At 67.6% G+C, this 21,172-nt stretch carries 25 protein-coding genes and 2 pseudogenes; 21 read left to right on the plus strand and 6 right to left on the minus strand.

What is annotated here, in order from left to right; genetic code table 11:
* A pseudogene (locus PIJ50_RS16440) lies at positions 1-76 on the plus strand (class I tRNA ligase family protein); the annotation flags it as partial.
* A pseudogene (locus tag PIJ50_RS12955) lies at positions 72-1,349 on the plus strand (coiled-coil domain-containing protein); the annotation flags it as partial. The pseudogenes PIJ50_RS16440 and PIJ50_RS12955, both read left to right, overlap by 5 nt.
* Here the strand turns inward: PIJ50_RS12955 and PIJ50_RS12960 are convergent.
* Both PIJ50_RS12960 and PIJ50_RS12965 read right to left on the minus strand, forming a co-directional pair.
* Positions 1,346-1,885 (minus strand): MOSC domain-containing protein, encoded by a 540-nt coding sequence (locus PIJ50_RS12960; RefSeq protein ID WP_271975858.1) that lies wholly within the window; start codon positions 1,883-1,885, stop codon positions 1,346-1,348. The pseudogene PIJ50_RS12955 and the gene PIJ50_RS12960 sit on opposite strands and share 4 nt — an antisense overlap.
* The gene (locus PIJ50_RS12965; RefSeq protein WP_271975859.1) at positions 1,882-2,745 is read right to left on the minus strand and encodes a glycosyltransferase family protein; all 864 of its coding nucleotides are present in this window, start codon (positions 2,743-2,745) and stop codon (positions 1,882-1,884) included. The genes PIJ50_RS12960 and PIJ50_RS12965 overlap by 4 nt, the downstream gene beginning before the upstream one ends.
* 80 nt (positions 2,746-2,825) lie before the next feature.
* Here PIJ50_RS12965 and PIJ50_RS12970 point away from each other — a divergent pair, with 80 nt between their 5' ends.
* Entirely contained in the window at positions 2,826-3,173 is a 348-nt protein-coding gene (locus PIJ50_RS12970) for a hypothetical protein (protein ID WP_271975860.1), read from the plus strand.
* Here PIJ50_RS12970 and PIJ50_RS12975 read toward each other — a convergent pair.
* Entirely contained in the window at positions 3,167-4,339 is a 1,173-nt protein-coding gene (locus PIJ50_RS12975) for a MalY/PatB family protein (RefSeq protein ID WP_271975861.1), read from the minus strand. The two genes, PIJ50_RS12970 and PIJ50_RS12975, sit on opposite strands and share 7 nt — an antisense overlap.
* 74 nt (positions 4,340-4,413) lie before the next feature.
* Here PIJ50_RS12975 and def (PIJ50_RS12980) point away from each other — a divergent pair, with 74 nt between their 5' ends.
* The 3 genes from def (PIJ50_RS12980) to fmt are packed head-to-tail and all read left to right on the plus strand — an operon-like array spanning position 4,414 to position 6,325.
* Positions 4,414-4,938 carry a peptide deformylase gene (def, locus tag PIJ50_RS12980; protein ID WP_271975949.1) on the plus strand — a complete coding sequence of 175 codons (525 nt, stop codon included), beginning with the start codon at positions 4,414-4,416 and terminating at the stop codon, positions 4,936-4,938.
* Positions 4,935-5,432 carry a peptide deformylase gene (def, locus tag PIJ50_RS12985; RefSeq protein WP_271975862.1) on the plus strand — a complete coding sequence of 166 codons (498 nt, stop codon included), beginning with the start codon at positions 4,935-4,937 and terminating at the stop codon, positions 5,430-5,432. The genes def (PIJ50_RS12980) and def (PIJ50_RS12985) overlap by 4 nt, the downstream gene beginning before the upstream one ends.
* 2 nt (positions 5,433-5,434) lie before the next feature.
* Positions 5,435-6,325, plus strand: a complete 891-nt coding sequence (fmt, locus tag PIJ50_RS12990; RefSeq protein WP_271975863.1) for a methionyl-tRNA formyltransferase — start codon at positions 5,435-5,437, stop codon at positions 6,323-6,325.
* Positions 6,326-6,327: 2 nt separating this feature from the next.
* Here fmt and rnhA read toward each other — a convergent pair whose 3' ends face one another.
* Together rnhA and ispH are read right to left on the minus strand one after the other, a co-directional pair.
* Positions 6,328-6,786 carry a ribonuclease HI gene (gene rnhA, locus PIJ50_RS12995; protein WP_271975864.1) on the minus strand — a complete coding sequence of 153 codons (459 nt, stop codon included), beginning with the start codon at positions 6,784-6,786 and terminating at the stop codon, positions 6,328-6,330.
* 192 nt (positions 6,787-6,978) lie between these two features.
* Positions 6,979-7,941 (minus strand): 4-hydroxy-3-methylbut-2-enyl diphosphate reductase, encoded by a 963-nt coding sequence (ispH, locus tag PIJ50_RS13000; protein ID WP_271975865.1) that lies wholly within the window; start codon positions 7,939-7,941, stop codon positions 6,979-6,981.
* 75 nt (positions 7,942-8,016) lie between these two features.
* Between ispH and folK the strand changes: the two genes are divergently transcribed.
* From folK to PIJ50_RS13070, 14 genes are all read left to right on the plus strand, one after another.
* Positions 8,017-8,574, plus strand: a complete 558-nt coding sequence (folK, locus tag PIJ50_RS13005; protein ID WP_271975866.1) for a 2-amino-4-hydroxy-6-hydroxymethyldihydropteridine diphosphokinase — start codon at positions 8,017-8,019, stop codon at positions 8,572-8,574.
* A gap of 37 nt (positions 8,575-8,611) precedes the next feature.
* Positions 8,612-8,965: a DNA-directed RNA polymerase subunit omega gene (gene rpoZ / locus PIJ50_RS13010; protein ID WP_271975867.1), complete on the plus strand. Its 354-nt coding sequence runs from the start codon at positions 8,612-8,614 to the stop codon at positions 8,963-8,965.
* 15 nt (positions 8,966-8,980) lie between these two features.
* Positions 8,981-11,092: a RelA/SpoT family protein gene (locus tag PIJ50_RS13015; protein WP_271975868.1), complete on the plus strand. Its 2,112-nt coding sequence runs from the start codon at positions 8,981-8,983 to the stop codon at positions 11,090-11,092.
* Between the two features lie 10 nt (positions 11,093-11,102).
* Positions 11,103-11,735, plus strand: coding sequence for a DUF2062 domain-containing protein (locus PIJ50_RS13020; protein WP_271975869.1), 633 nt, complete (start codon positions 11,103-11,105; stop codon positions 11,733-11,735).
* Positions 11,736-11,771: 36 nt separating this feature from the next.
* Positions 11,772-12,404 carry a DUF2062 domain-containing protein gene (locus tag PIJ50_RS13025; RefSeq protein WP_271975870.1) on the plus strand — a complete coding sequence of 211 codons (633 nt, stop codon included), beginning with the start codon at positions 11,772-11,774 and terminating at the stop codon, positions 12,402-12,404.
* Positions 12,401-13,150, plus strand: coding sequence for a pyridoxine 5'-phosphate synthase (locus PIJ50_RS13030; protein ID WP_271975871.1), 750 nt, complete (start codon positions 12,401-12,403; stop codon positions 13,148-13,150). Before PIJ50_RS13025 ends, PIJ50_RS13030 begins: the two co-directional genes overlap by 4 nt.
* A 4-nt stretch (positions 13,151-13,154) precedes the next feature.
* Positions 13,155-13,580, plus strand: a complete 426-nt coding sequence (gene acpS, locus PIJ50_RS13035) for a holo-ACP synthase (RefSeq protein WP_271975872.1) — start codon at positions 13,155-13,157, stop codon at positions 13,578-13,580.
* Positions 13,581-13,629: 49 nt separating this feature from the next.
* Positions 13,630-14,427: a signal peptidase I gene (gene lepB, locus PIJ50_RS13040; protein ID WP_271975873.1), complete on the plus strand. Its 798-nt coding sequence runs from the start codon at positions 13,630-13,632 to the stop codon at positions 14,425-14,427.
* Positions 14,424-15,104, plus strand: a complete 681-nt coding sequence (rnc, locus tag PIJ50_RS13045; protein WP_271975874.1) for a ribonuclease III — start codon at positions 14,424-14,426, stop codon at positions 15,102-15,104. The genes lepB and rnc overlap by 4 nt, the downstream gene beginning before the upstream one ends.
* Position 15,105: 1 nt before the next feature.
* Positions 15,106-16,014: a GTPase Era gene (gene era, locus PIJ50_RS13050; protein WP_271975875.1), complete on the plus strand. Its 909-nt coding sequence runs from the start codon at positions 15,106-15,108 to the stop codon at positions 16,012-16,014.
* Positions 16,011-16,346, plus strand: a complete 336-nt coding sequence (locus tag PIJ50_RS13055; protein WP_271975876.1) for a DUF1491 family protein — start codon at positions 16,011-16,013, stop codon at positions 16,344-16,346. The genes era and PIJ50_RS13055 overlap by 4 nt, the downstream gene beginning before the upstream one ends.
* Before the next feature lie 6 nt (positions 16,347-16,352).
* Positions 16,353-17,075, plus strand: a complete 723-nt coding sequence (gene recO, locus PIJ50_RS13060; RefSeq protein ID WP_271975877.1) for a DNA repair protein RecO — start codon at positions 16,353-16,355, stop codon at positions 17,073-17,075.
* A 23-nt stretch (positions 17,076-17,098) separates the two neighbouring features.
* Entirely contained in the window at positions 17,099-17,863 is a 765-nt protein-coding gene (locus tag PIJ50_RS13065; RefSeq protein WP_271975878.1) for a sulfite exporter TauE/SafE family protein, read from the plus strand.
* A gap of 104 nt (positions 17,864-17,967) precedes the next feature.
* Positions 17,968-18,537: an acyltransferase gene (locus tag PIJ50_RS13070; RefSeq protein ID WP_271975879.1), complete on the plus strand. Its 570-nt coding sequence runs from the start codon at positions 17,968-17,970 to the stop codon at positions 18,535-18,537.
* Between the two features lie 16 nt (positions 18,538-18,553).
* On the opposite strand, the gene PIJ50_RS13075 is transcribed toward PIJ50_RS13070, so the two are convergent.
* Positions 18,554-20,152, minus strand: a complete 1,599-nt coding sequence (locus PIJ50_RS13075) for a phosphoenolpyruvate carboxykinase (protein ID WP_271975880.1) — start codon at positions 20,150-20,152, stop codon at positions 18,554-18,556.
* Positions 20,153-20,472: 320 nt separating this feature from the next.
* Between PIJ50_RS13075 and PIJ50_RS13080 the strand changes: the two genes are divergently transcribed.
* A complete protein-coding gene (locus tag PIJ50_RS13080; protein WP_271975881.1) occupies positions 20,473-21,171 on the plus strand; it encodes a response regulator transcription factor in 699 nt (232 codons plus the stop codon).
* Position 21,172 lies beyond the last annotated feature (1 nt).

Genomic DNA, 21,172 nt, shown 5'->3' on the forward strand with positions numbered 1-21,172 from the left:
CTGCCCCAACTGCGGCTATGACAAGGCGCGCGGCGACCAGTGCGAAAACTGCACCAAGCAGCTGGACCCCACGGACCCGTCTGGCCGAGGCGGAAGCGACCGCCGCCGGCCTGCCCGATCTGGACGCGGCCCGCGCCGGGGTGGAGGAGGTGCGCGTCGCGCTGGAGGCCGCGCGCATCGCCATGCTGACCCGCCGCAGCGCCCATGACGAGCTGAAGCGCGACGGTGTCGCCCGCGCCCGCCGCCGGGCCGAGATCGCGCGGGAGATGGGCACGTGGCGCGGCCGGCTGGACAATGCCGAACGCCGCGCCGCCGAACTCGCCGATCGCCGGGCCGAGGCGGAGGCGGAACGCGAAGAGGCCACCCTGCTGCCCGAGGAACTGGCCGTCGCCCGTGAAGAACTGGTCGACCGGATCGAAGAGGCGGAGGCGCGTCGGGACGCCGCCCGCACCGCCCTGGACGCCGCCGAGGAGGCCGCCCGCGCCGCCCAGACCGCCGAGCGCGACACCGAGCGCGCCGCCGGAGAGGCGCGCGAGGCCCGCGCCCGCGCCGAGGCCCTGCGCGACGCCGCCGCCACCGCCGTTCAGGCCGCCGCCGAGCGCATCCACGAGGACACCGAACGCACCCCCGCCGAACTGCTGGCCAGTCTGAAGCTGGACCTTGCCGGGCTTCCCGACGCCTCGGCGCTGGAGGAGGAGATCTTCCGCCTGCGCCGCGCGCGCGACGGCCTTGGCGCCGTGAACCTGCGCGCCGAGGAAGACGCCCGCGCCATCGCCGAGGAGCACGGCACGCTGGCCGCCGAGGCCGCCGATCTGGCCGAAGCCGTGAAGCGCCTGCGGGCCGGCATCGCGGGCCTGAACCGCGAAGGGCGCGAACGCCTTCTGGCCGCGTTCGAGCAGGTGAATGCCAGCTTCGCCACCCTTTTTACCCATTTGTTCGGCGGGGGGGAGGCGCGGCTGGTGATGATCGAATCCGACGATCCGCTGGATGCGGGGCTGGAGATCATGTGCCAGCCGCCGGGCAAGAAGCTCTCCACCCTGTCGCTTCTGTCGGGGGGCGAACAGACCCTGACGGCGATGGCGCTGATCTTTGCCGTGTTCCTGGCCAACCCCGCGCCGATCTGCGTGCTGGACGAGGTGGATGCGCCTCTGGACGACGCCAACGTCACCCGCTTCTGCGATCTTCTGGACGAGATGACCCGCCGGACCGAAACGCGGTTCCTGATCATCACCCACCACGCCGTGACCATGGCGCGCATGGACCGGCTGTTCGGGGTGACCATGGTGGAACAGGGCGTCAGCCAGCTGGTCAGCGTGGACCTGAAGAAGGCGGAGGCGCTGGTCGGCTAAAGCTTCATGATGCGGTCGCCGACCCGCACCTCCCCGTCCCGTTCCACCGAACACAGGATGCCGCGCAGGCGCAGTTCGGGGTGGCCGGGCGCGGTGATCCAGTCCTTCGCGGCGTTTCCATAGCGGACCTTCCACTTCACGCAGCCGTCGTTGAAGACGTCCGACACCCGCACCACGGCCGTGCCCACCTGCAATAGGGAGTCGACAGGCACATTCGCCTCGGACAGGTCCATGTCGGCGATCACTGGATCGCCCGGATGCGGCTGCGCGCGGTCCCGCCAGACGAGGTCCAGCACCCGTTGCGGCAGGATCGACACTTGGATCGCCGGATGGGGCCGCCCGTCGGGCAGGCGCAGCCAAGGGCGGGACAGCCAACGGTCGCCCGGGACGCCCTCGGCCACGGTAAGGCGCAGGCGGTCGGGGAAGACGCGTTCGCCCACGCCGGGGCGGAAGCACAGGCCGGTGACGGGGGCATGATCCTTGGGCGCGGCCTGCACATGGGGCAGGGCGGCCTGCAAGTCATCGAACGCGATCACAGTGCGGCGGCCTTTCGGGGCAGGTCAAGATCGGCGTCGATAAGCAGCCCGTCCTCGCGCAGCCGGTCAAGTATATGCGCGGGCGGTGCCATGACCGCGTCGTAGAAGGCGCGGACGCGGTCGGGACCGGCAGTGGACAGGAAGTCGTTCAGCGGCGCGTTGTTGGTGTAGGCCCCGCGTTCCAGCCGGAAGGGCAGGCGCTCCAGCCAGGCCTCCCGGTCCTGCGCGTGGAAGTGCAGCAGCGGCAGGTCGTCGGTGAAGCCGATGCCGGTGATCCGTTCCTTGTTCAGAAAGCCGCCATGCAGGCGCGGTTCCAGCCCCGGCACCCCCGTGCGGAAGATGGCCTTGCCCACGATGTGGCTGAGGGCGCCACTGGCCATGGCCGGGGCGAAATCGCCGAAGGCCGCGATGCGCTGTTCCAGATCGCGCAACGGGGCGCGGAAGCTGCGGGCGGTGAAGATGTCGGGGGAAAGGTCGGGATCGTGCAACGCTTCCCACGGGCGCATCCGCACCATGATCGCGTCGGTGCCGGCCAGAACCTCCGCCACGGGACGCTCCGGCCGCATGAACTCGTCCACGTCCAGATGCGCGATCCAGGGCAGGGGGGCCGCGTCGTACAGGCGGCGGATGTTGCGGGACTGGCGGTTCTGGTGCCGGTCGGGCCGCCGCTTGCCCCACCATGCGTCGTCGCAGCGGATCACGGTCACGCGGTCCAGCCCGCGCAGACGGTCGGCGGCCGGATCGTCGGGGTCGTCCAGATGCAGCCAGACATGCGCCGCGCCCAAGCCCAGATGGTGGGCCAGAAAGGCACGCAGCTGATCTTCGGGCGCGCGGGCGGTGATGCAGATTCCCCAGTCCATATTCGTCCTTCCGGGCCGTCCGCCCACTTGAATTTCCGCCCCGGCGGGCAAGATCTTAATCATGACCGGAGGAGGCTGTCATGCTGGAATATCTGACCGAGGATCTGCGCGACGGATTGCGGCAGGCGGCCGCCCGAACCCGACGCCGGTCGCGGCTGCACGTGCAGCTGGGCGAGGCGGTGTTCCCCGTGACGCGGATGTGGGCTACAGGCCTTGCCGTCGGCGCCGACCGGCTGACGCATCTGCGCGGGCTGGTGGACCTTTACGACGGTCCCCGCCACATCGGCCACTGCCTGATCGTCGCCTCCGTCCTGGAGGGGGAGGAGCTGGTGTGCGAGTTCAAGTCCTTCCAGCCGATCAGCGACGGCCCGCCCGTCGACTTCGAACGGACGGGCGAACCGGTGGCGGGCTACCTGCCCGCCTATTGAAGGTCGGCGAACACGTCGGTCAGCCGCGCGCAGGCGTCCTCGATCATGGCGCGCGGCATGGCGATGTTGAAGCGCAGGAACGTCTCGCCCCCCGGGCCGAAGCTGGGGCCGTAATTCGTGGCGATGCCGCCCTGCTTTTCCACCCGCGTGATGATCTCCTCGGCCGGCATGCCGGTGCCCGCGAAATCGACCCACGCAAGATACGTCGCCTCCATCGGCATGGACCGCAGGCCGGGGATCGCGTTCACCGTTTCGTCGAACATCCGGCGGTTTTCGTTCAGATAGGCCATCAGCCGGTCCACCCATTCCGCGCCCTCGGGGGAATAGGCGGCCTCGGCCATCCGCAGCCCAAAGCTGTTGGGGGAGATGCCCAGCGCCGCCAGACGGGCCCCGAAGCGTTCGCGCAAGCCCGGATCGGGAATGATCACGTTGCCGGTGTGGCTGCCCGCGATGTTGAACGTCTTGGTGGAGGCCGTCATCATCACCAGACGGTCCGCGATGTCCGGCGCGGCCACGGGCATGGGGATGTGCTTGTGGCCGGGGAAGACCAAGTCGTGGTGAATCTCGTCGGACACCAGGATCAGGTCGTGACGGCGGCAGAACCCAGCCACGCCGCGCAACTCCTCCGCCGTCCAGACGCGGCCGCCGGGGTTGTGCGGCGAACACAGGATCAGCATCTTCTCGGACCCGGTCATCTGCGCGTCCCATGCGTCGAAGTCCATGGCATAGAGGCCGTCCACCTGCGCCAGCGGGCAGGACACGACCGTGCGCCCCGCGGCGGCGATGACGCGGGCAAAGGCGTGATACACGGGCGTCAGCAGCACCACCCCGTCCCCCGGTGCCGTGAAGGCGTCCACGCACAGGGCCGTGCCGTTGACAAGGCCGTGGGTGGTGAAGATGGCCTCCCGCTCCACCTCCCATCCGTGGCGTTCGCGCATCCACCAGCAGATCGCGTCCAGATAGGCGCGATCGTCGCCGTAATAGCCGTAGACGCCGTGATCGGTCATGTCGGTCAGGGCCTTCTGGACGCAGGCGGGGGGCCGGAACTCCATATCCGCCACCCACATGGCCAGACCCTGACCCTTCGGCACGTCGTACAAGGTTTCCATCATGTCCCATTTCACCGAATGGGTGCCGAAACGGTCGATCGGATCGTCAAAGCTCATCGCGCTCTCCTGTTTGCGGGGAAGCGTAAAGCGGAAGGATTGCAGCGGCAACGCGCTTGTCCTACATCGTCGGCATGATACGCCCCATCCTGATCCATCCCGATCCACGCCTGAAAAAGGTCTGCCCGCCGGTCGAATCCATCACGGACGAGATCCGCGCGCTGGGCCGCGACATGCTGGACACGATGTACGACGCGCCGGGCGTGGGGCTGGCCGGTCCGCAGATCGGCGTCATGAAGCGGATCATCACGATGGACTGCACCAAGGACCCCGAAGCGGCGCCCCAGCCCATGGTTCTGGTCAATCCCGAGATCACGTGGTCCTCGGACGAGGGGAGCACCTACGAGGAGGGCTGCCTGTCCATCCCCGACCAGTACGCCGAGGTGGAACGCCCCGCCCGCGTCCGCGTCCGCTGGACCGACCTTGAAGGGCAGGAGCGCGAGCAGGAGTTCGACGGCCTGTGGGCGACCTGCGTCCAGCACGAGATCGACCACCTGAACGGCAAGCTGTTCATCGACCACATCGGCCCGCTGAAGCGCCAGATGATCACGCGCAAGATGCAGAAGCTGAAGCGCGACCGCGCGCGTGATCCCGCATGATCCGCCCCTTCATCCTTTGGCCTGACGCGCGCCTGCGCACCCCCGCCGCGCCGGTGGAGGCGATCACCGACGAGATCCGCACCCTTTGGGCCGACATGGTGGAGACGATGGACGCCATGCCCGGCTACGGCCTTGCCGCGCCGCAGATCGGCGTGATGCGGCGGCTGGCGGTGGTGGACTGTTCGGCCGAACGCGGCAAGGCGATCCTTCTGGCCAATCCCGAAGTGCTCCACGCCTCTGTGCAGCCGCGCGAGCATGAGGAGGCGAGCCCCAACCTGCCGGGCGTGCACGCCGCCATTACGCGCCCCCGCGCCGTGACCGTGCGCTTCCTGAACGCCGACGGGGAAATGGAGGATCGTGATTTCGTCGGCCTCTGGGCGACCTCCGTCCAGCACCAGATCGATCATCTGAACGGCCGGATGTATTTCGACCATCTGTCGCCGCTGAAGCGCAAGATGCTGATCGCGAAGGCCCGGAAACAGACGCGGAGGTAAGGATGAAGGTCATCTTCATGGGCACGCCCGATTTTTCGGTGCCCGCGCTGGAGGCGCTGCACGCGGCACATGAGGTGATCTGCGTCTACACCCAGCCGCCCCGCCCCGCCGGCCGCGGCAAGAAGGACCGTCCCACCCCCGTCCATGCCCGCGCCCTGGAACTGGGCCTGCCCGTCCGCCATCCCGCCCGCCTGAAATCGGCCGAGGATCAGGCCGATTTCGCCGCGCTGGGCGCGGACATCGCCGTGGTGGTCGCGTACGGGCTGATCCTGCCGCAGGCGATCCTCGATGCGCCGCGGCTGGGCTGCCTGAACATCCACGCCTCGCTTCTGCCGCGCTGGCGGGGGGCGGCCCCGATCCACCGCGCGATCTTGGCCGGCGACGCGGAGACCGGCATCTGCATCATGCAGATGGAGGCGGGGCTGGACACCGGCCCCGTGATCCTGCGCGAGGCGACGCCCATCGGGTCCGAGGACACCACCGCCACCCTGCACGACCGCCTGTCGGCCATGGGCGCGCAGGGCATCCTTCGGGCGCTGGAAGGCGATCTGGTGTCCGACCCGCAGCCCGAGGAAGGCGTGACCTACGCCGCCAAGATCGACAAGGCCGAAGCGCGCATCGACTGGTCCCGCCCGGCCGTCGAGGTGGACCGCCAGATCCGCGGCCTGTCGCCGTTCCCCGGCGCCTGGTGTCTGGTGGAGGGGGAGCGGCTGAAGCTGCTGTCCAGCCGCCTGACCGAAGGGCAGGGCGAACCGGGGAAGGTTCTGGACGGGCTGACGATCGCCTGCGGCGCGGGCGCGGTGGCGATCACGCAGGCCCAGCGCGAAGGCAAGCGCCCCATGGGGCCCGAGGAACTGCTGCGGGGTCTAACCCTGCCGGAGCGTCTGGGCTGAGGTCAGGGCTTCTTCTTGAAGGGCGCCATGCCCTGCCGCGCCAGTTCGTCCGCGCGTTCGTTCTCGGCGTGACCGGCATGGCCCTTGATCCAGCGCCATTCGACCTTGTGGCGGGCCTGCGCCTCATCCAGGCGCTTCCACAGGTCGTCGTTCTTCACGGGCTTGCGGTCGGCCGTCTTCCAGCCGTTCCGCTTCCAGCCGTGGATCCAGCCCGTGACCCCGTTCTTCACATAGGCCGAGTCGGTGACGACGATCAGCGTCGTGTCGCGCGTCAGCGCCTCTAGCGCCGAAATGGCGGCCAGAAGTTCCATGCGGTTGTTGGTGGTCATGGCTTCGCCGCCGTTCAGCGTGCGTTCCTTCAGGACGGTGTCGCCGTCCTTGGCAAGCATGAGGACGCCCCAGCCGCCGGGGCCGGGGTTTCCGCTGCAAGCGCCATCGGTGTATGCGTAAAGGTCAGGCATGGGGGCGGGCTATCGCAAGGGCGCGGCCCGCGCAAGCGCTCAGCGCCGCGTGTTGGCCGTGACGCGGACGCAGGCCGGTTCGGGGCGCGTCACGAGGGCGACAAGGGCAAGGGCCGACATGGTGGCAAAGAGAGCGATCATGCGTAGAAACTCCTCCGTATCCCCGCAGCGTTCCACCCTGCGCCGGGAATGTCAAATGGTGTCTGCCACGGGTTCGCGCAAGACGCGGGGAACCTTGAATTCCACCCGTTCCTTGGCGGTTTCCACCAGTTCCACCGTGGTGTCGAAGCGGGCGCGGAAAGCGTCGATCACCTCGTTCACCAGAAGTTCGGGGGCGCTGGCCCCGGCGGTGATTCCCACGCTGCGGATGCCCTCCAGCGCGCGCCAGTCGATGTCGGCGGCGCGCTGCACCAGCTGGGCATAGGCGCAGCCCGCAGCGCTCCCCACCTCCACCAGACGGCGGGAGTTGGAGGAGTTCGGCGCCCCGATCACCAGCAGCGCGTCGATCTTGTTCGCGATGGCCTTCACCGACATCTGCCGGTTGGTGGTTGCATAGCAGATGTCTTCCTTGTGCGGCCCGACGATGGCCGGGAAGCGGGCGCGCAGCGCGTCCACGATGCCCGCCGTGTCGTCCACCGACAGGGTGGTCTGGGTGATGAAGGCCAGCCGTTCGGGATCGCGCACGGTCAGGCCTGCCACATCCTCGGCCGTTTCGACCAGCAGCACCTCTCCGGGCGGAAGCTGGCCCATGGTGCCGATGGTTTCGGGATGGCCCGCATGGCCGATCATCACCATCTGAAGGCCGTCCTGATGATGGCGTTCGGCCTCGATGTGCACCTTGGACACCAGGGGGCAGGTAGCGTCGACATAGACCATCTCGCGGCGTGCCGCCTCGGCCGGGACGGCCTTGGGAACGCCATGGGCGGAAAAGATCACGGGGCGGTCGCCTGGAACCTCGTCCAGCTCCTCCACGAAGATGGCGCCCTGGTCGCGCAGCGTGTCCACCACGAACTTGTTGTGCACGATCTCGTGCCGGACATAGACGGGCGCGCCCCATTTCTGCAGCGCCAGCTCCACGATCTTGATCGCGCGGTCCACGCCGGCGCAGAAACCGCGCGGCGCAGCCAGATAAAGCATCAGGGGGGGCAGGGACATGCGGGCTTGCCTTCGTTGATCCGCTGTCAGAGGTATGATGCGGGGCGGCCCCCGTCCAGCCCCGAAGGGGGAAACATGCAGGGCTTCGTGGCCTTGGGCGGCAACCGCCCGCACCTTGAACACCTGCCGGCAGACTTGCTGCGGCTGGCGCTGGACGCCTTCGCGGCCGAGGGAATCACCCTGCGCGCTGTCAGCCCCCTCTATGCGACGCCCGCCTTTCCTGCAGGCTCCGGTCCCGATTACGTGAACGCCGTGGCCGAGGTGGAGTGGCCCGGCACGCCCGAGGATCTGCTGGCCGCGCTGCACCGCATCGAATCTGGGGCGGGGCGGGAACGGGCCTTGCGCTGGGGGCCGCGCACCCTGGATCTGGATCTGCTGGCCCTTGGGGACGAGGTGCGGCCGGACGTGGCACAGTGGCAACGCTGGCACGACCTGTCCCCGGATCGCCAGCAGGAGGAGGCTCCAGACCGCCTGATCCTTCCGCACCCGCGGCTTCAGGACCGAACCTTCGTGCTGGTTCCTTGGGCCGACATCGCCCCCGGCTGGCGCCATCCGGTGCTGGGACCGACGGTGCGCGAGCTTCTGGCGGTCCTTCCCGATGCGGACCTTGTCAAGAGGCTTGATTTCGCGTAAGACACCCGTTCTGTGCCCCTCATTCCTGGAGAGACCGATGGCCCGCGTGACGGTCGAAGATTGCGTTGACAAGGTTCCGAACCGGTTCGAACTGGTGATGCTGGCCGCGCATCGTGCGCGCGAGATCGCCACCGGCTCCCCCATCACGGTGGACCGCGACAACGACAAGAACCCCGTCGTGTCACTGCGCGAGATCGCGGACGAGACGCAGCCCGCCGACGCGCTGCGCGAACGCCTGATCGAAAGCCACCAGACCCAGATCGAGGTGGACGAGCCCGAAGAGGATCGGATGGCCACCCTGATGGGCGGCGAGGCGGACCGTCCGGCCCAGGACGATATGTCCGAGGAAAAACTGCTGCGCGCCCTCATGGAAGCGCAAGGCCAGAACTGAGCGGATGCGGCAAGGATGATCGACCTCGACGACCTGATCACCCTTGTCCGCAATTACAATCCGCGCACCGACACCGACCTGATCACGCGCGCCTATGAATACGGCGCGCGTATGCATGAAGGGCAGTTCCGCCAGTCCGGAGAGCCCTATTTCACGCATCCCATCGCCGTGGCCGCCATCCTGACGGAACAGCAGCTGGACGATGCGACCATTGTCACAGCCCTTCTGCACGACACGATTGAGGACACGAAGTCCACCTATGCCGAGGTGGAGCGGCTGTTCGGCACCGACGTCGCGGAACTCGTCGACGGTGTGACGAAGCTGACCAACCTCGAACTGTCCTCCACCCAGTCCAAGCAGGCGGACAACTTCCGCAAGCTATTCATGGCCATGTCGCGCGACCTGCGCGTGATCCTGGTGAAGCTGGCCGACCGTCTGCACAACATGCGCACGATCAAGTCGATGCGCCCGGAAAAGCAGGCCCAGAAGGCGCGCGAGACGATGGAGATCTTCGCCCCGCTGGCCGGTCGCATGGGCATGCAGTGGATGCGCGAGGAGCTGGAGGATCTGGCTTTCCGCGTCCTGAACCCCGAGGCGCGCAATTCGATCATCCGCCGCTTCATCACGCTGCAGCGCGAAACCGGCGACATGGTGCACGACATCACCGCCGACATCCGCAACGAGCTGGACAAGACCGGCATCGATGCCGCCGTCTATGGCCGCGCGAAGAAGCCCTATTCGATCTGGCGCAAGATGCAGGAAAAGGACTTGGCCTTTTCCCGGCTGTCGGACATCTACGGCTTCCGCGTGATCTGCGAGCATGAAGCCGACTGCTATCGCATCCTGGGCGTGATCCACCACCGCTGGAAAGCGGTGCCCGGGCGGTTCAAGGACTACATCAGCCAGCCCAAGCAGAACGGCTACCGCTCGCTCCACACCACGGTGCAGGGGCGCGACGGCAAGCGGGTGGAAGTGCAGATCCGCACCCGCCAGATGCACGAGGTCAACGAGGCCGGGGTGGCCGCCCACTGGGCCTACCGCGAAGGGCAGCGGGTCAAGAACCCCTTCGCCGTCGATCCCCAGCGCTGGATCGCCAGCCTGACCGAACGTCTGGACGACGAGGATCACGTCGCCTTCATGGAAACGGTGAAGCTGGAGATGTACACCGATCAGGTGTTCTGCTTCACGCCCAAGGGGGACGTGTTCCAGTTGCCCAAGGGGGCGACGCCGCTGGACTTCGCCTTTGCCATCCACACGCGCATCGGGTCGGCCTGCGTGTCGGCCAAGGTGGACGGCATCCGCGTGCCGCTGTGGACGCGCCTGCGCAACGGCCAGTCGGTGGAGATCATCACGGCCGAGGGGCAGCGCCCCCAGTCCAGCTGGATCGACATCGTCACCACGGGCCGCGCCAAGGCCGCGATCCGCCGGGCCCTGCGCGAGGATGACCGCAGCCGCTTCGTACGCCTGGGGCAGGAACTGACCCGCGCCGCCTTTGACCAGGTCGGGCGCAAGATGACCGACAAGGCCCTGCGCACGGCCGCCAAGATGCTGGCCGTTCCAGACGACGTCGAACTGATGGCCCGCATTGGGGCCGCCGAACTCGCCGCCCGCCGCGTGGTGGAGGTTCTTTATCCCGAGGTGGCGCAGGGCACTGATGAGGTGGTCCTGCGTCCCGTTGTGGGCCTGCCGCCCGGCCAGACCTACACCCGCGCGCCCTGCTGCCGCCCCCTGCCGGGCGAACGGATCGTGGGCATCACCTATCGCGGGCAGGGGATCGTGCTGCACGCCATCGACTGCCCCGCGCTGGAAAGCCTGGAAGGCCAGCCCGAACGCTGGGTGGACCTGCACTGGCAGCCCGGCCGCCACGCGCCCATCCACGACGTCGGCCTTGATGTGACGATGGCCAATGACGCCGGCGTCCTGGGCCGCGTCTGCACCTTGATCGGAGAGCAGAAGGCCAATATCTCCGATCTCGCCATCACGGACCGCAAGCCCGACTTCTACCGGGTGCTCGTCGATATCGAGGTGCGGAACGTGGAGCATCTGCATCTGGTGATGACGGCGCTGGAAGCGGAAAGCCAGGTGGCCCAGATCGCCCGTGCCCGGGATCCGGGGCGCAAGCCATGAAAGGTCGACCATGGTCTTCAAGCGGCGCACCCCGCGCAGCCTGCCCGAATGGGCGCGGGAAATGGTGTATCCCAAGGGCGGTTTCCGCCGGGCCACGCAATATGTGATGCACCGGATGCGTCGGCTGCCCGACCAGCCGGAGCGGGTGGCGCGCGGTTTCGCCGCAGGCGTGTTCATCAGCTTCACCCCGTTCTTCGGGTTCCACTTCCTAGGATCGGTGGCGATCGCCTGGGCCTTGCGGGGCAACATCCTGGCGGCGCTTTTGGGCACGTTCGTGGGCAATCCGGTGACGACGCCGATCATCGCCATCACCTCGGTCGGGCTGGGGCAGTGGATGCTGGGCATTCCCGGCGTCTTGGAACTGCCGCAGATCGGGCGGGCCTTCGCGCAGGCGGGCACCCAGCTTTGGGCCAATGCGTCGGCGATCTTCACCGACAAGGTGATGCACTGGGACCGGCTGATCGACTTCTTCCGCGAAATCTATCTGCCCTACATGATCGGGGGCATCCTTCCCGGGATCGCGGTGTCGCTGATCTTCTACTGGCTGACGGTGCCGCTGGTGCGCGCCTATCAACGGATGCGCGCCAATCAGGCGGCCGAACGGGCGGCCCGGCGTCTGGCCTGCCGCCCGCCGCGCGAATAGCTTGCGCGCCGCGGCGGCTGCCCCTATCCCCGTCCCATGGTCTTCCGGCGACGCAACGAGCAGACGTTCTGGGAAAAGGTGCGCCGGACGATCTGGCCGCGCAGCGGCTGGAAACGTGCGGGCCAGTATTTGTGGCACCGCATCGTCCGCCTGCCCGACGACCCTCGACGCGTGGCGCGCGGCGTGTTCGCCGGCATCTTCGCCTGCTTCGGCCCCTACCTGTTCCACGACTACGTGATCGCGATCGGGCTGGCCTGGGTGCTGCGGGGCAACGTCTTCGCGGCGCTGGTGGCGTCCTGCGTGAACAATCCGCTGACCCTGCCGTTCTTCGCCGTCATGTCCGTCAGCCTGGGCCAGCACATCCTGGGGGTGGGGGAGGGGCTGCCGTCCTGGCAGATCGTCGGCTTCTTTGCGGGCGCCCTGTCGGACATCGGCCACAACCTTTGGGCGCTGGTGTCGGACGCGGACATGAACTGGCTGGGTCTGAAGCTGTTCTTCCAGACCATCTACCTGCCCTATCTGCTGGGGGGCACGCTGATCGGGATTCCGGCGGGGCTTGCGGCCTCGGCCGCCGTGCTGTCGCTGGTGCGGGCCTATCGCGGGTTGCGCACCGCGCGGCTTCGCGCCAGAAACGAGGCATTGCGCAAGAACGGGGGCGAAGGATCATGACGCTGCGTCTGGGTGTGAACATCGACCATGTGGCCACGGTCCGCAACGCGCGCGGCGGTTCTTGGCCCGACCCCCTTCGCGCCGCACTGCTGGCCGAGGCGGCGGGCGCCCATGGCATCACCGCCCATCTGCGCGAGGATCGCCGCCACATCCGCGACGCCGACATCGAGGCGCTGATGGCCGGCATCTCCATCCCCCTGAACTTCGAGATGGCCGCCACGGCCGAGATGCAGGCCATCGCCCTGCGCCACACGCCGCACGCCGTCTGCATCGTGCCGGAAAAGCGCGAGGAGAGGACGACCGAGGGTGGTCTGGACGTGGCGGGCGACGAGGCGCGGCTGGCCGCTTTCATCGCCCCGCTGCGCGAGGCCGGATCGCGCGTGTCCATGTTCATCGGGCATGAACCGTCGCAGATCGAATCTTCGGCCCGGATCGGGGCGGCGGTGGTGGAGCTGCACACCGGCCATTACTGCGAACTGATCACCGAGGGACGGGAGGCGGAGGCCGAGGTTGAACTGGCCGCCCTGCGCCGCGGCGCCGCCCACGCCCACGATCTGGGGCTGGAGGTGCATGCGGGCCACGGCATCAGCTATGACACCGTGGCGGCCTTTGCGGCCTTTCCGCAGGTGGTGGAGCTGAACATCGGGCATTTCCTGATCGGCGAGTCGATCTTCCGCGGGCTGGGCCCCGCGATCGAGGAGATGCGCCACCGCATGGACGCGGCGCGCGCCACCTTGGGCGGCTGACCCGATGATCCTGGGCATCGGGACCGATCTGGCCAATATCGAGCGGGTAGAACGGACGCTGGCCCGCTTCGGCGACCGGTTCCGCAACCGCTGCTTCACCGCGATCGAGCAGGCCAAGGCCGAACGCCGCCGCGACGTGGCGGGCACCTACGCCAAGCGCTGGGCCGCGAAGGAGGCCTGTTCCAAGGCGCTGGGCACCGGGCTGCGCATGGGCATCGCCTGGAAGGACATGGCGGTGACGAACCTGCCCACGGGCCAGCCGGTGATGCACCTGACGGGCTGGGCGGCCGAGCGCCTCGCCTCCATGACCCCGCCGGGGCACGAGGCGGTGGTGCACGTGACCCTGACGGACGATCACCCTTGGGCGCAGGCCTTCGTGGTGATCGAGGCGCGGCCGCTGGTCCGCGCGGATCACGTCGGCGAAACTTGACTTATGCGCGGCCCCCGCGCATGAAGCGCCGGATCACAAGGGGCCATCCATGTTCGCACGCAGGAAGAAGACCGAGGAAAAGGGCGGCGTCGTAGAGACGATCAAGACGGTCGTCTACGCGCTGCTGATCGCGGCGGTGTTCCGCACGCTGTTCTTCCAGCCCTTCTGGATCCCCTCGGGATCGATGAAGGACACGCTGCTGATTGGCGATTTCCTGTTCGTGAACAAGATGGCCTACGGCTATTCCAAATTCTCCTGCCCCTTCGCGCTGTGCCCCATCTCGGGCCGCATCTTCGCGTCGGAGCCGGAGCGCGGCGACGTGGTGGTGTTCCGCCATCCTGTCAGCGGCGCCGACTTCATCAAGCGCCTGATCGGCCTGCCGGGCGACACGGTGCAGATGCGGAACGGCGTGCTGTGGATCAACGGTCAGGAAGTGCCCCAGACCCCGAACGGCACCTTCGCCGAGACGTACGAGCCGCAGGGCCCGATGGGAAACCTGCCGCGCTGCGCCAACGCGCCCGTGGGCCAGGGCGGCACCTGCGAAAAGCCGCGCTTCACCGAAACGCTGCCGAACGGCGTGGCGCATGACGTCCTGGACATCGACCCGACCGGCTTTGCCGACAACACGGACGTCTACACGGTTCCGGGGGGCCACTACTTCTTCATGGGCGACAACCGCGACAATTCCGAGGACAGCCGCTTCAGCCAGGCCGTGGGCGGCGTGGGCATGGTGCCCGCCGAATACCTGATCGGCCGCGCCGACCGGATCATGTTCTCCTCCGCCGGGCGATCGCTGCTGTACTTCTGGACGTGGCGCGCCGACCGCTTCTTCAAGGCGGTGGATTGAAACTCTCCGCCGATCTCCGCGCGCTTCAGACCCGTCTGGGGCATGATTTCCAGCGTCCCGAACTTCTGGTTCGGGCGTTGACGCATTCGTCCATCGCTTCGGCCACGCGCCCGTCCAACGAACGGATGGAGTTTCTGGGCGACCGCGTGCTGGGCCTGTCGATCGCCGATGCGCTGGTCCGGGCCGACCGCGCCGCCGCCGAGGGGCAGCTGGCCCCGCGCCTGAACGCGCTGGTGCGCAAGGAAACCTGCGCCGCTGTCGCAAAGGAATGCGGCGTCGGTGAGGCGTTGAAGCTGGGCCGATCCGAGATGATGTCGGGTGGCCGCCGCAAGGAAGCGCTGCTGGGCGACGCGATGGAGGCGGTGATCGCCGCCGTCTATCTGGACGCCGGGTTCGAGGCCGCGCGCGACATGATCCTGCGCCTGTGGGGCGAACGCATCGCCTCGGCCGACGTGGACGCGCGCGACCCCAAGACCGCGCTTCAGGAATGGGCGCAGGCGCGCGGGCAGCAGCCGCCAAGCTACACGGCGCTTGACCGTTCGGGCCCCGATCATGAACCTGTGTTCACGGTCGAGGTCCGGCTGGATTCGGGCGAGACCGAGCGGGCCACCGCCCGCACGAAACGCGCCGCCGAACAGGCGGCCGCCAAGGCGCTTCTGGCGCGGATGGAGAATTGAGATGACACGCGCAGGCTTCGTCGCCCTGATCGGAGAGCCGAACGCCGGCAAATCCACCCTGCTGAACCGCATGGTGGGCGCGAAGGTGTCCATTGTCACCCACAAGGTGCAGACCACCCGCGCCCGCATCCGCGGCGTCGCCATGGAAGGCGACGCGCAGATCGTCTTCGTGGACACGCCCGGCCTGTTCCGCCCGCGCCGCCGTCTGGACCGCGCGATGGTCGCCGCCGCCTGGGGCGGGGCCGCCGATGCCGACCTGATCGTCCTTCTGATCGAGGCGCATCGCGGCCTGACCGAGGGTGCCGCCTCGATCATCGATTCGCTGAAGGACCGGGTGCCGCAGGGCGTGCGCGTGGCGCTGGCCATCAACAAGATCGACCGCGTGAAGGCCGAGGCGCTTCTGGGCCTTGCCAAGGACATGAACGAGGCCTTTCCCTTCATCGAGACCTTCATGATCTCGGCCGAGAAGGGGCATGGCGTGGACCGGCTGAAGCAGTGGCTGGCCTCGCAGATGCCGGAAGGGGAGTGGTTCTATCCCGAGGACCAGATCGCCGACCTGCCGATGCGCGTCATCGCCGCCGAGATCACGCGCGAGAAGCTGACCCTGCGCCTGCACGAGGAACTGCCCTACCAGTTGACGGTGGAAACGGAGAAGTGGGAGGACCGCCCCGATGGATCCACCCGCATCGACCAGATCGTCTATGTCGCCCGCGACGGCCACAAGGGCATCGTGCTGGGCAACAAGGGCGAGACGATCAAGCAGGTGGGGCAGGCCGCCCGCATCGACATCACCGAATTCATCGGCCGCCCCGCGCACCTGTTCCTGCAGGTGAAGGTCCGCCCGAACTGGCTGGAAGAGCCGGAGCGCTACACGGAGATGGGCCTCGACTTCAAGGACGGCAACGCTTGAGCCGACTGACCGCGGACTTCTGGGTCCGCGCCTATCTGGCCCGGTTGCGGCTGGCCGACATCCCCGCCTTTGTCACCGCCAAGGGCGATCCCACCGCGGGCGCGGTGCTGGTGAAGCTGGCGACGCTGGACGGGCAGGCGAAGGCCTTCCAGCGCAGCTTCGACCTGATGACGGGCGATCGCGCCTGGGTCGTGCTGGCCGAAGGGGCCGAGGCGGAGGTGGACGCGGCCATCACCCGGCAGCGCGGCTTCGACCGCGACCTCTGGGTGATCGAGGTGGAGGATCGCAAGGGGCGAACTCTACTGGACGAACCGGGTCTTTCCGATACTTGATACGTCATGGAATGGCGGGACGAAGGTGCGCTTCTGTCCGTGCGTCGGCACGGGGAAAGCGCCGCGATCATCGAGGTGTTCACCGCGGCGCATGGGCGCCATGCGGGGCTGGTGCATGGCGGCGCCTCGCGCCGGATGGCGGCCATGCTGCAGCCCGGCAACCAGCTGGACGTGACATGGCGCGCGCGGCTGGACGACCAGCTGGGCACCTTTCACGTCGAACCCCTGCGCAGTCGAAGCGTGCTTCAGGATCGCCTGGCGCTGGCGGGCCTGAACGCCGTCTGTGCCATGCTGCGCCTTCTGCTGCCCGAGCGTGAGGCCCATCCAGCCCTGTTCGCCGTGACCATGCGCCTTCTTGACGATCTTGGGACTGCCGACTGGGGCACCGACTACCTTCGCTGGGAACTGCGCCTGATGGAGGAGGTGGGCTTCGGGCTGGACCTGACCCGCTGCGCCGTGACGGGACAGGCGGACGATCTGGTCTTCGTCAGCCCGCGCACCGGGCGGGCCGTGTCGCGCGCAGGGGCGGGCGACTGGGCGGACCGGTTGCTGCCCCTTCCCGCCGTTCTTCTGGGCCAGGGCGGCGGGGCCGAAGGCTGGCGCGAGGGGTTCGCCCTGACGGCCCATTTCCTGGCCCGCGCGCTGGACCGCGACCTGCCCGAGGCGCGGTCCCGGCTGGTCGATCTTCTGCTGCGGGTTGCATCCGGCGGCCCGAAGGCCGAGGAATAGCCGGGGGACGGGGGAGGCGCGGGATGGACCAGATCGCAGGATTGCCAGAGGCCGCCTTCTGGGCCGCCATGGGGGTGACGCTGATCGCGGGTGTCGTGAAGGGGGCGATCGGCTTTGCCATGCCCATCGTCATGGTGGCACTCTTTTCCACCTTCCTGTCGCCGGAATACGCGCTGGCGGGGCTGATCCTGCCCACGCTGACGACAAACATCCACCAGTCCTTCCGCAACGGCCTGCGCCCGGCGGGGGAGGCCGCTTGGGGCATCCGCCGCTTCGTGATCGCGACGATCGTCTTCATCTTCGTGTCGGCGCCCTTTGCCGATTCAATCCCGCATGTGGCGTTCCTGCTGCTCTTGGGCGTGCCCATCACGCTTTACGCCCTGCTGCAGCTGTCGGGGCGGAGCCTCGCGATCCGGCCCGAACATCAGGTTCCGGCCGAATGGGGTCTGGGCGCGCTGGCAGGGCTTTATGGCGGCGTGTCAGGCATCTGGGGACCGCCGCTGATCATCTTCCTGCTGGGGGTGGATCATCCGAAGGCGCTGAACATCCGGATGCAGGGGATCGTCTTCATGGTGGGGGCCTTTGCCCTGCTCTGCGCCCATCTGACCACGGGGCTGCTGACGGGGGACCGGCTTCTGTTCTCGGCCGCGCTGTCCGTTCCGGCCTTCGCCGGCATGCTGCTGGGGCAGAAGGTGCAGGACCGGTTCGACCAGAAGGTGTTCCGCCGCTGGACGCAGATCTTCCTGATCGCGACCGGCCTCAACCTGATCCGGCAGGCGCTGATGTGACGACCTGCTTTTGCCACTGGACGGATGTGCCGGCATGAGGTCACCTGACGCAAAGGCATGACCGGCTTTGTGCGCCTGCACGGCCCCGATGAAGGAAGCTTCCGGTGACCGATCTTCCCGTTCAGAAGACGCGCCTGTCGAAGATGCGCAAGCTTGTCCGCCTGCTCGGCTCCGTCGTGGATCCACGGGCTTGGCTGCACGTGTTCAAGGTGGTGAACTACTACAACTACACCCATGTGGCGCCGCTGCGCGCGGTGCGGATGGGGCCGGGCGCCGCCATCAGCCCCAACGTGTCCTTCAGCCATCCCGAACGGATCGAGGCGGGGGCAAGGCTGCGTCTGGGCGCCTATTGCAAGCTATGGGCGGGTCCGGGGCGTGGGCGGATCGTGCTGGGGAACGACGTGCTGTTCGGGCCGGAGGTGATGGTCACCGCCGCGAACTACCGCTTCAACGAAGGGCACCCCGTCAACGACCAGCCGATGAGCGAGGGGGACGTCATCATCGGCAACGATGTCTGGCTGGGAACGCGGGTTCTGGTGCTGCCGGGCGTGACGATCGGCGATGGCGCGATCGTGGGGGCCGGGGCCGTGGTGACATCGGACATTCCCGCCATGTCCATCGCCGTGGGGGTGCCGGCCCGCGTGGTGGGCCGGCGCGAGTTTGCCGCCGGGTGAACCCCCGGCGGAAGGGTCAGCCGATCGCGGCGGCCTTCACGTCCGCGTCGATGTAGGGCACGTATTGGGCGAAGTTGTCGGCGAACATCGTCACCAGCTTCTTGGCCTGCGCGTCATAGGCGGCCGCATCGGCCCAGGTCGAACGCGGGTCCAGCAGCTTCGCATCCACGCCCGGCACATCGACGGGAACCTCAAACCCGAAGTTCGGGTCCTTGCGGAACTGCACGCTGTCCAGGCTGCCGTCCAGCGCGGCCGTCAGCAGGGCGCGGGTGGCCTTGATCGGCATCCGCTTGCCCGTGCCATAGGCACCGCCGGTCCAGCCGGTGTTCACCAGCCAGCAGGACGCGCCGTGCTTGGCGATCTTTTCCTGCAAGAGCTTGCCATAGACTTCCGGACGGCGCGGCATGAAGGGCGCCCCGAAGCAGGTGGAGAAGGTGGGGATGGGTTCGACCACGCCACGTTCCGTGCCCGGCGTCTTCGACGTGAAGCCCGACAGGAAGTGGTACATCGCCTGCGCCGGCGTCAGCCGCGCGATGGGCGGCAGCACGCCATAAGCGTCGCAGGTCAGCAGGATCACGTTCTTCGGGTGCCCGCCCAGACCCGTGTCGGAGGCGTTGGAGATGTAGTCCAGCGGATAAGCGCAGCGCATGTTCTGCGTCAGGCTCGCATCCTCGAAATCCAGATCCAGCGTTTCGGGATCGAAGACCATGTTCTCGATCACGGTGCCGAACTTCTGGGTGGTGGCATAGATCTCCGGCTCCGCCTCGGCCGAAAGGGAGATAGTCTTGGCATAGCAGCCGCCTTCGAAGTTGAAGGTGCCGCGGTCCGACCAGCCGTGTTCGTCATCGCCGATCAGAACGCGCGACGGATCGGCCGACAGCGTCGTCTTGCCGGTGCCCGACAGGCCGAAGAACACGGCCGTGTCGACCGGGTTGCCGACCGCGTGGTTGGCCGAGCAGTGCATCGGCATCACGCCCTTTTCCGGCAGGATGTAGTTCAGCAGCGTGAAGACGGACTTCTTGTTTTCGCCCGCGTATTCGGTGTTGCCGATCAGGATCAGCTTGCGTTCGAAGTTCAGCGCGATGACCGTGTCGGAGCGGCAGCCGTGGCGGGCGGGGTCGGCCTTGAAGCTGGGGCAGTTGATGATCGTGAAGTCGGGGGCGAAGGCGTCCAGTTCCGAACGGTCGGGGCGGCGCAGCAGGTGGCGGATGAACAGGCCGTGCCAAGCCAGTTCGGTGACCACGCGCACGTCCAGCCGGTGCAGCGCGTCGGCGCCGGCATACAGGTCCTGGACGAAATAGTCCTTGCCCTTCATGTGGGCCAGCATGTCGTCATACAGGCGGTCGAAGGCCTCAGGCTCCATCGCGGCGTTGTTGTCCCACCAGATGGTGTCTTCCACGCCCGGCGTGCGCACGACGTGCTTGTCCTTGGGCGAACGGCCCGTATAGGCCCCGGTGGAGACGAGGAACGTGCCGCCTTGGCCGATGCGGCCTTCGCCGCGCGCGACGGCGGCTTCCATCAGCCCCGGTTCGGTCAGGTTGTAGTGGACCTTGCCCAGTCCGGTGATGCCCTGATCGTCCAGTGTCTTCGCCGGATTCACGCGTCCAATCGTCATTTGCAAGCTCCCCAATGCCGCGGCACGCGGCATCTTAACCCCGGTTTCGGCCCCAAAATCCGGGACCGGTCCCATGCTGCCGCCATGTGACGATTTTTCGTATAGCATGGGGAATTTTGAAAAGAATAGGCCGGAATCAGTGCGTTAGCGCAACCAGAGCCTGTTTAGCGCAACCATGGCGGACGGCGGGCGGTCCTTCGCCCAGTGCGGCGGCGCCCCGCCGCGAAAAGGGCAGGATCACGATTGCCGGTTGTAAGTGATTCTGGGTAATGGAAGAAGGCGAGAGCAAACGTTAACACCTTTGAAAGACTTGGCCGCCGATGTCGCGTATCGCGCTTGTGGATGATGACCGCAACATTCTGACATCGGTGTCGATGGCGCTGGAGGCGGAAGGCTTCGACGTGGAAACCTTCAGCGACGGCCAGAGCGCGCTGGACGGATTCGCCCGCCGCCTGCCGGACATGGCCGTGCTGGACATCAAGATGCCCCGCATGGACGGCATGGACCTGTTGCAGCGCCTGCGCCAGATCAGCGCGCTGCCGGTGATCTTCCTCACCTCCAAGGATGACGAGATCGACGAGATCCTGGGCCTGCGGATGGGCGCGGACGATTACATGAAGAAGCCCTTCTCGCAGCGGCTTCTGGTGGAACGGATCCGCGCGGTGCTGCGCCGCCACGCCGCGCGCACCGAACGCGCGAGCCCCGACGATGCCCGACACCTTCTGGACCGGGGGCACCTTCAGATGGACGCGCTGCGCCACGCCGTGAACTGGCGCGGGCAAGAGATCAACCTGACCGTGACGGAGTTCCTGCTGCTGCAATCGCTGGCCGGCCGCCCCGGCTTCGTGAAGACCCGCGACCAGCTGATGCAGGACGCCTATCCCAACGAGGTGCACGTGGACGACCGCACCATCGACAGCCACATCAAGCGGCTGCGCAAGAAGCTGCGGATCGTCGATCCCTCCTTCTCGGCGATCGAGACACTTTACGGCATCGGCTATCGCTACAACGAAGTGTGAG

Source organism: Falsirhodobacter sp. 20TX0035, assembly GCF_028307215.1.
GTDB lineage: Bacteria > Pseudomonadota > Alphaproteobacteria > Rhodobacterales > Rhodobacteraceae > Falsirhodobacter.

What these genes read in the sequence shown, in the direction of transcription:
- PIJ50_RS12965 (WP_271975859.1), bottom strand. Translation starts at nt 2,745, where the DNA reads ATGGACTGGGGAATCTGCATCACCGCCCGCGCGCCCGAAGATCAGCTG.
- PIJ50_RS12970 (WP_271975860.1), top strand. Translation starts at nt 2,826, where the DNA reads ATGCTGGAATATCTGACCGAGGATCTGCGCGACGGATTGCGGCAGGCG.
- PIJ50_RS12975 (WP_271975861.1), bottom strand. Translation starts at nt 4,339, where the DNA reads ATGAGCTTTGACGATCCGATCGACCGTTTCGGCACCCATTCGGTGAAA.
- def (WP_271975949.1), top strand. Translation starts at nt 4,414, where the DNA reads ATGATACGCCCCATCCTGATCCATCCCGATCCACGCCTGAAAAAGGTC.
- def (WP_271975862.1), top strand. Translation starts at nt 4,935, where the DNA reads ATGATCCGCCCCTTCATCCTTTGGCCTGACGCGCGCCTGCGCACCCCC.
- fmt (WP_271975863.1), top strand. Translation starts at nt 5,435, where the DNA reads ATGAAGGTCATCTTCATGGGCACGCCCGATTTTTCGGTGCCCGCGCTG.
- rnhA (WP_271975864.1), bottom strand. Translation starts at nt 6,786, where the DNA reads ATGCCTGACCTTTACGCATACACCGATGGCGCTTGCAGCGGAAACCCC.
- ispH (WP_271975865.1), bottom strand. Translation starts at nt 7,941, where the DNA reads ATGTCCCTGCCCCCCCTGATGCTTTATCTGGCTGCGCCGCGCGGTTTC.
- folK (WP_271975866.1), top strand. Translation starts at nt 8,017, where the DNA reads ATGCAGGGCTTCGTGGCCTTGGGCGGCAACCGCCCGCACCTTGAACAC.
- rpoZ (WP_271975867.1), top strand. Translation starts at nt 8,612, where the DNA reads ATGGCCCGCGTGACGGTCGAAGATTGCGTTGACAAGGTTCCGAACCGG.
- PIJ50_RS13015 (WP_271975868.1), top strand. Translation starts at nt 8,981, where the DNA reads ATGATCGACCTCGACGACCTGATCACCCTTGTCCGCAATTACAATCCG.
- PIJ50_RS13020 (WP_271975869.1), top strand. Translation starts at nt 11,103, where the DNA reads ATGGTCTTCAAGCGGCGCACCCCGCGCAGCCTGCCCGAATGGGCGCGG.
- PIJ50_RS13025 (WP_271975870.1), top strand. Translation starts at nt 11,772, where the DNA reads ATGGTCTTCCGGCGACGCAACGAGCAGACGTTCTGGGAAAAGGTGCGC.
- PIJ50_RS13030 (WP_271975871.1), top strand. Translation starts at nt 12,401, where the DNA reads ATGACGCTGCGTCTGGGTGTGAACATCGACCATGTGGCCACGGTCCGC.
- acpS (WP_271975872.1), top strand. Translation starts at nt 13,155, where the DNA reads ATGATCCTGGGCATCGGGACCGATCTGGCCAATATCGAGCGGGTAGAA.
- lepB (WP_271975873.1), top strand. Translation starts at nt 13,630, where the DNA reads ATGTTCGCACGCAGGAAGAAGACCGAGGAAAAGGGCGGCGTCGTAGAG.
- era (WP_271975875.1), top strand. Translation starts at nt 15,106, where the DNA reads ATGACACGCGCAGGCTTCGTCGCCCTGATCGGAGAGCCGAACGCCGGC.
- recO (WP_271975877.1), top strand. Translation starts at nt 16,353, where the DNA reads ATGGAATGGCGGGACGAAGGTGCGCTTCTGTCCGTGCGTCGGCACGGG.
- PIJ50_RS13065 (WP_271975878.1), top strand. Translation starts at nt 17,099, where the DNA reads ATGGACCAGATCGCAGGATTGCCAGAGGCCGCCTTCTGGGCCGCCATG.
- PIJ50_RS13075 (WP_271975880.1), bottom strand. Translation starts at nt 20,152, where the DNA reads ATGACGATTGGACGCGTGAATCCGGCGAAGACACTGGACGATCAGGGC.
- PIJ50_RS13080 (WP_271975881.1), top strand. Translation starts at nt 20,473, where the DNA reads ATGTCGCGTATCGCGCTTGTGGATGATGACCGCAACATTCTGACATCG.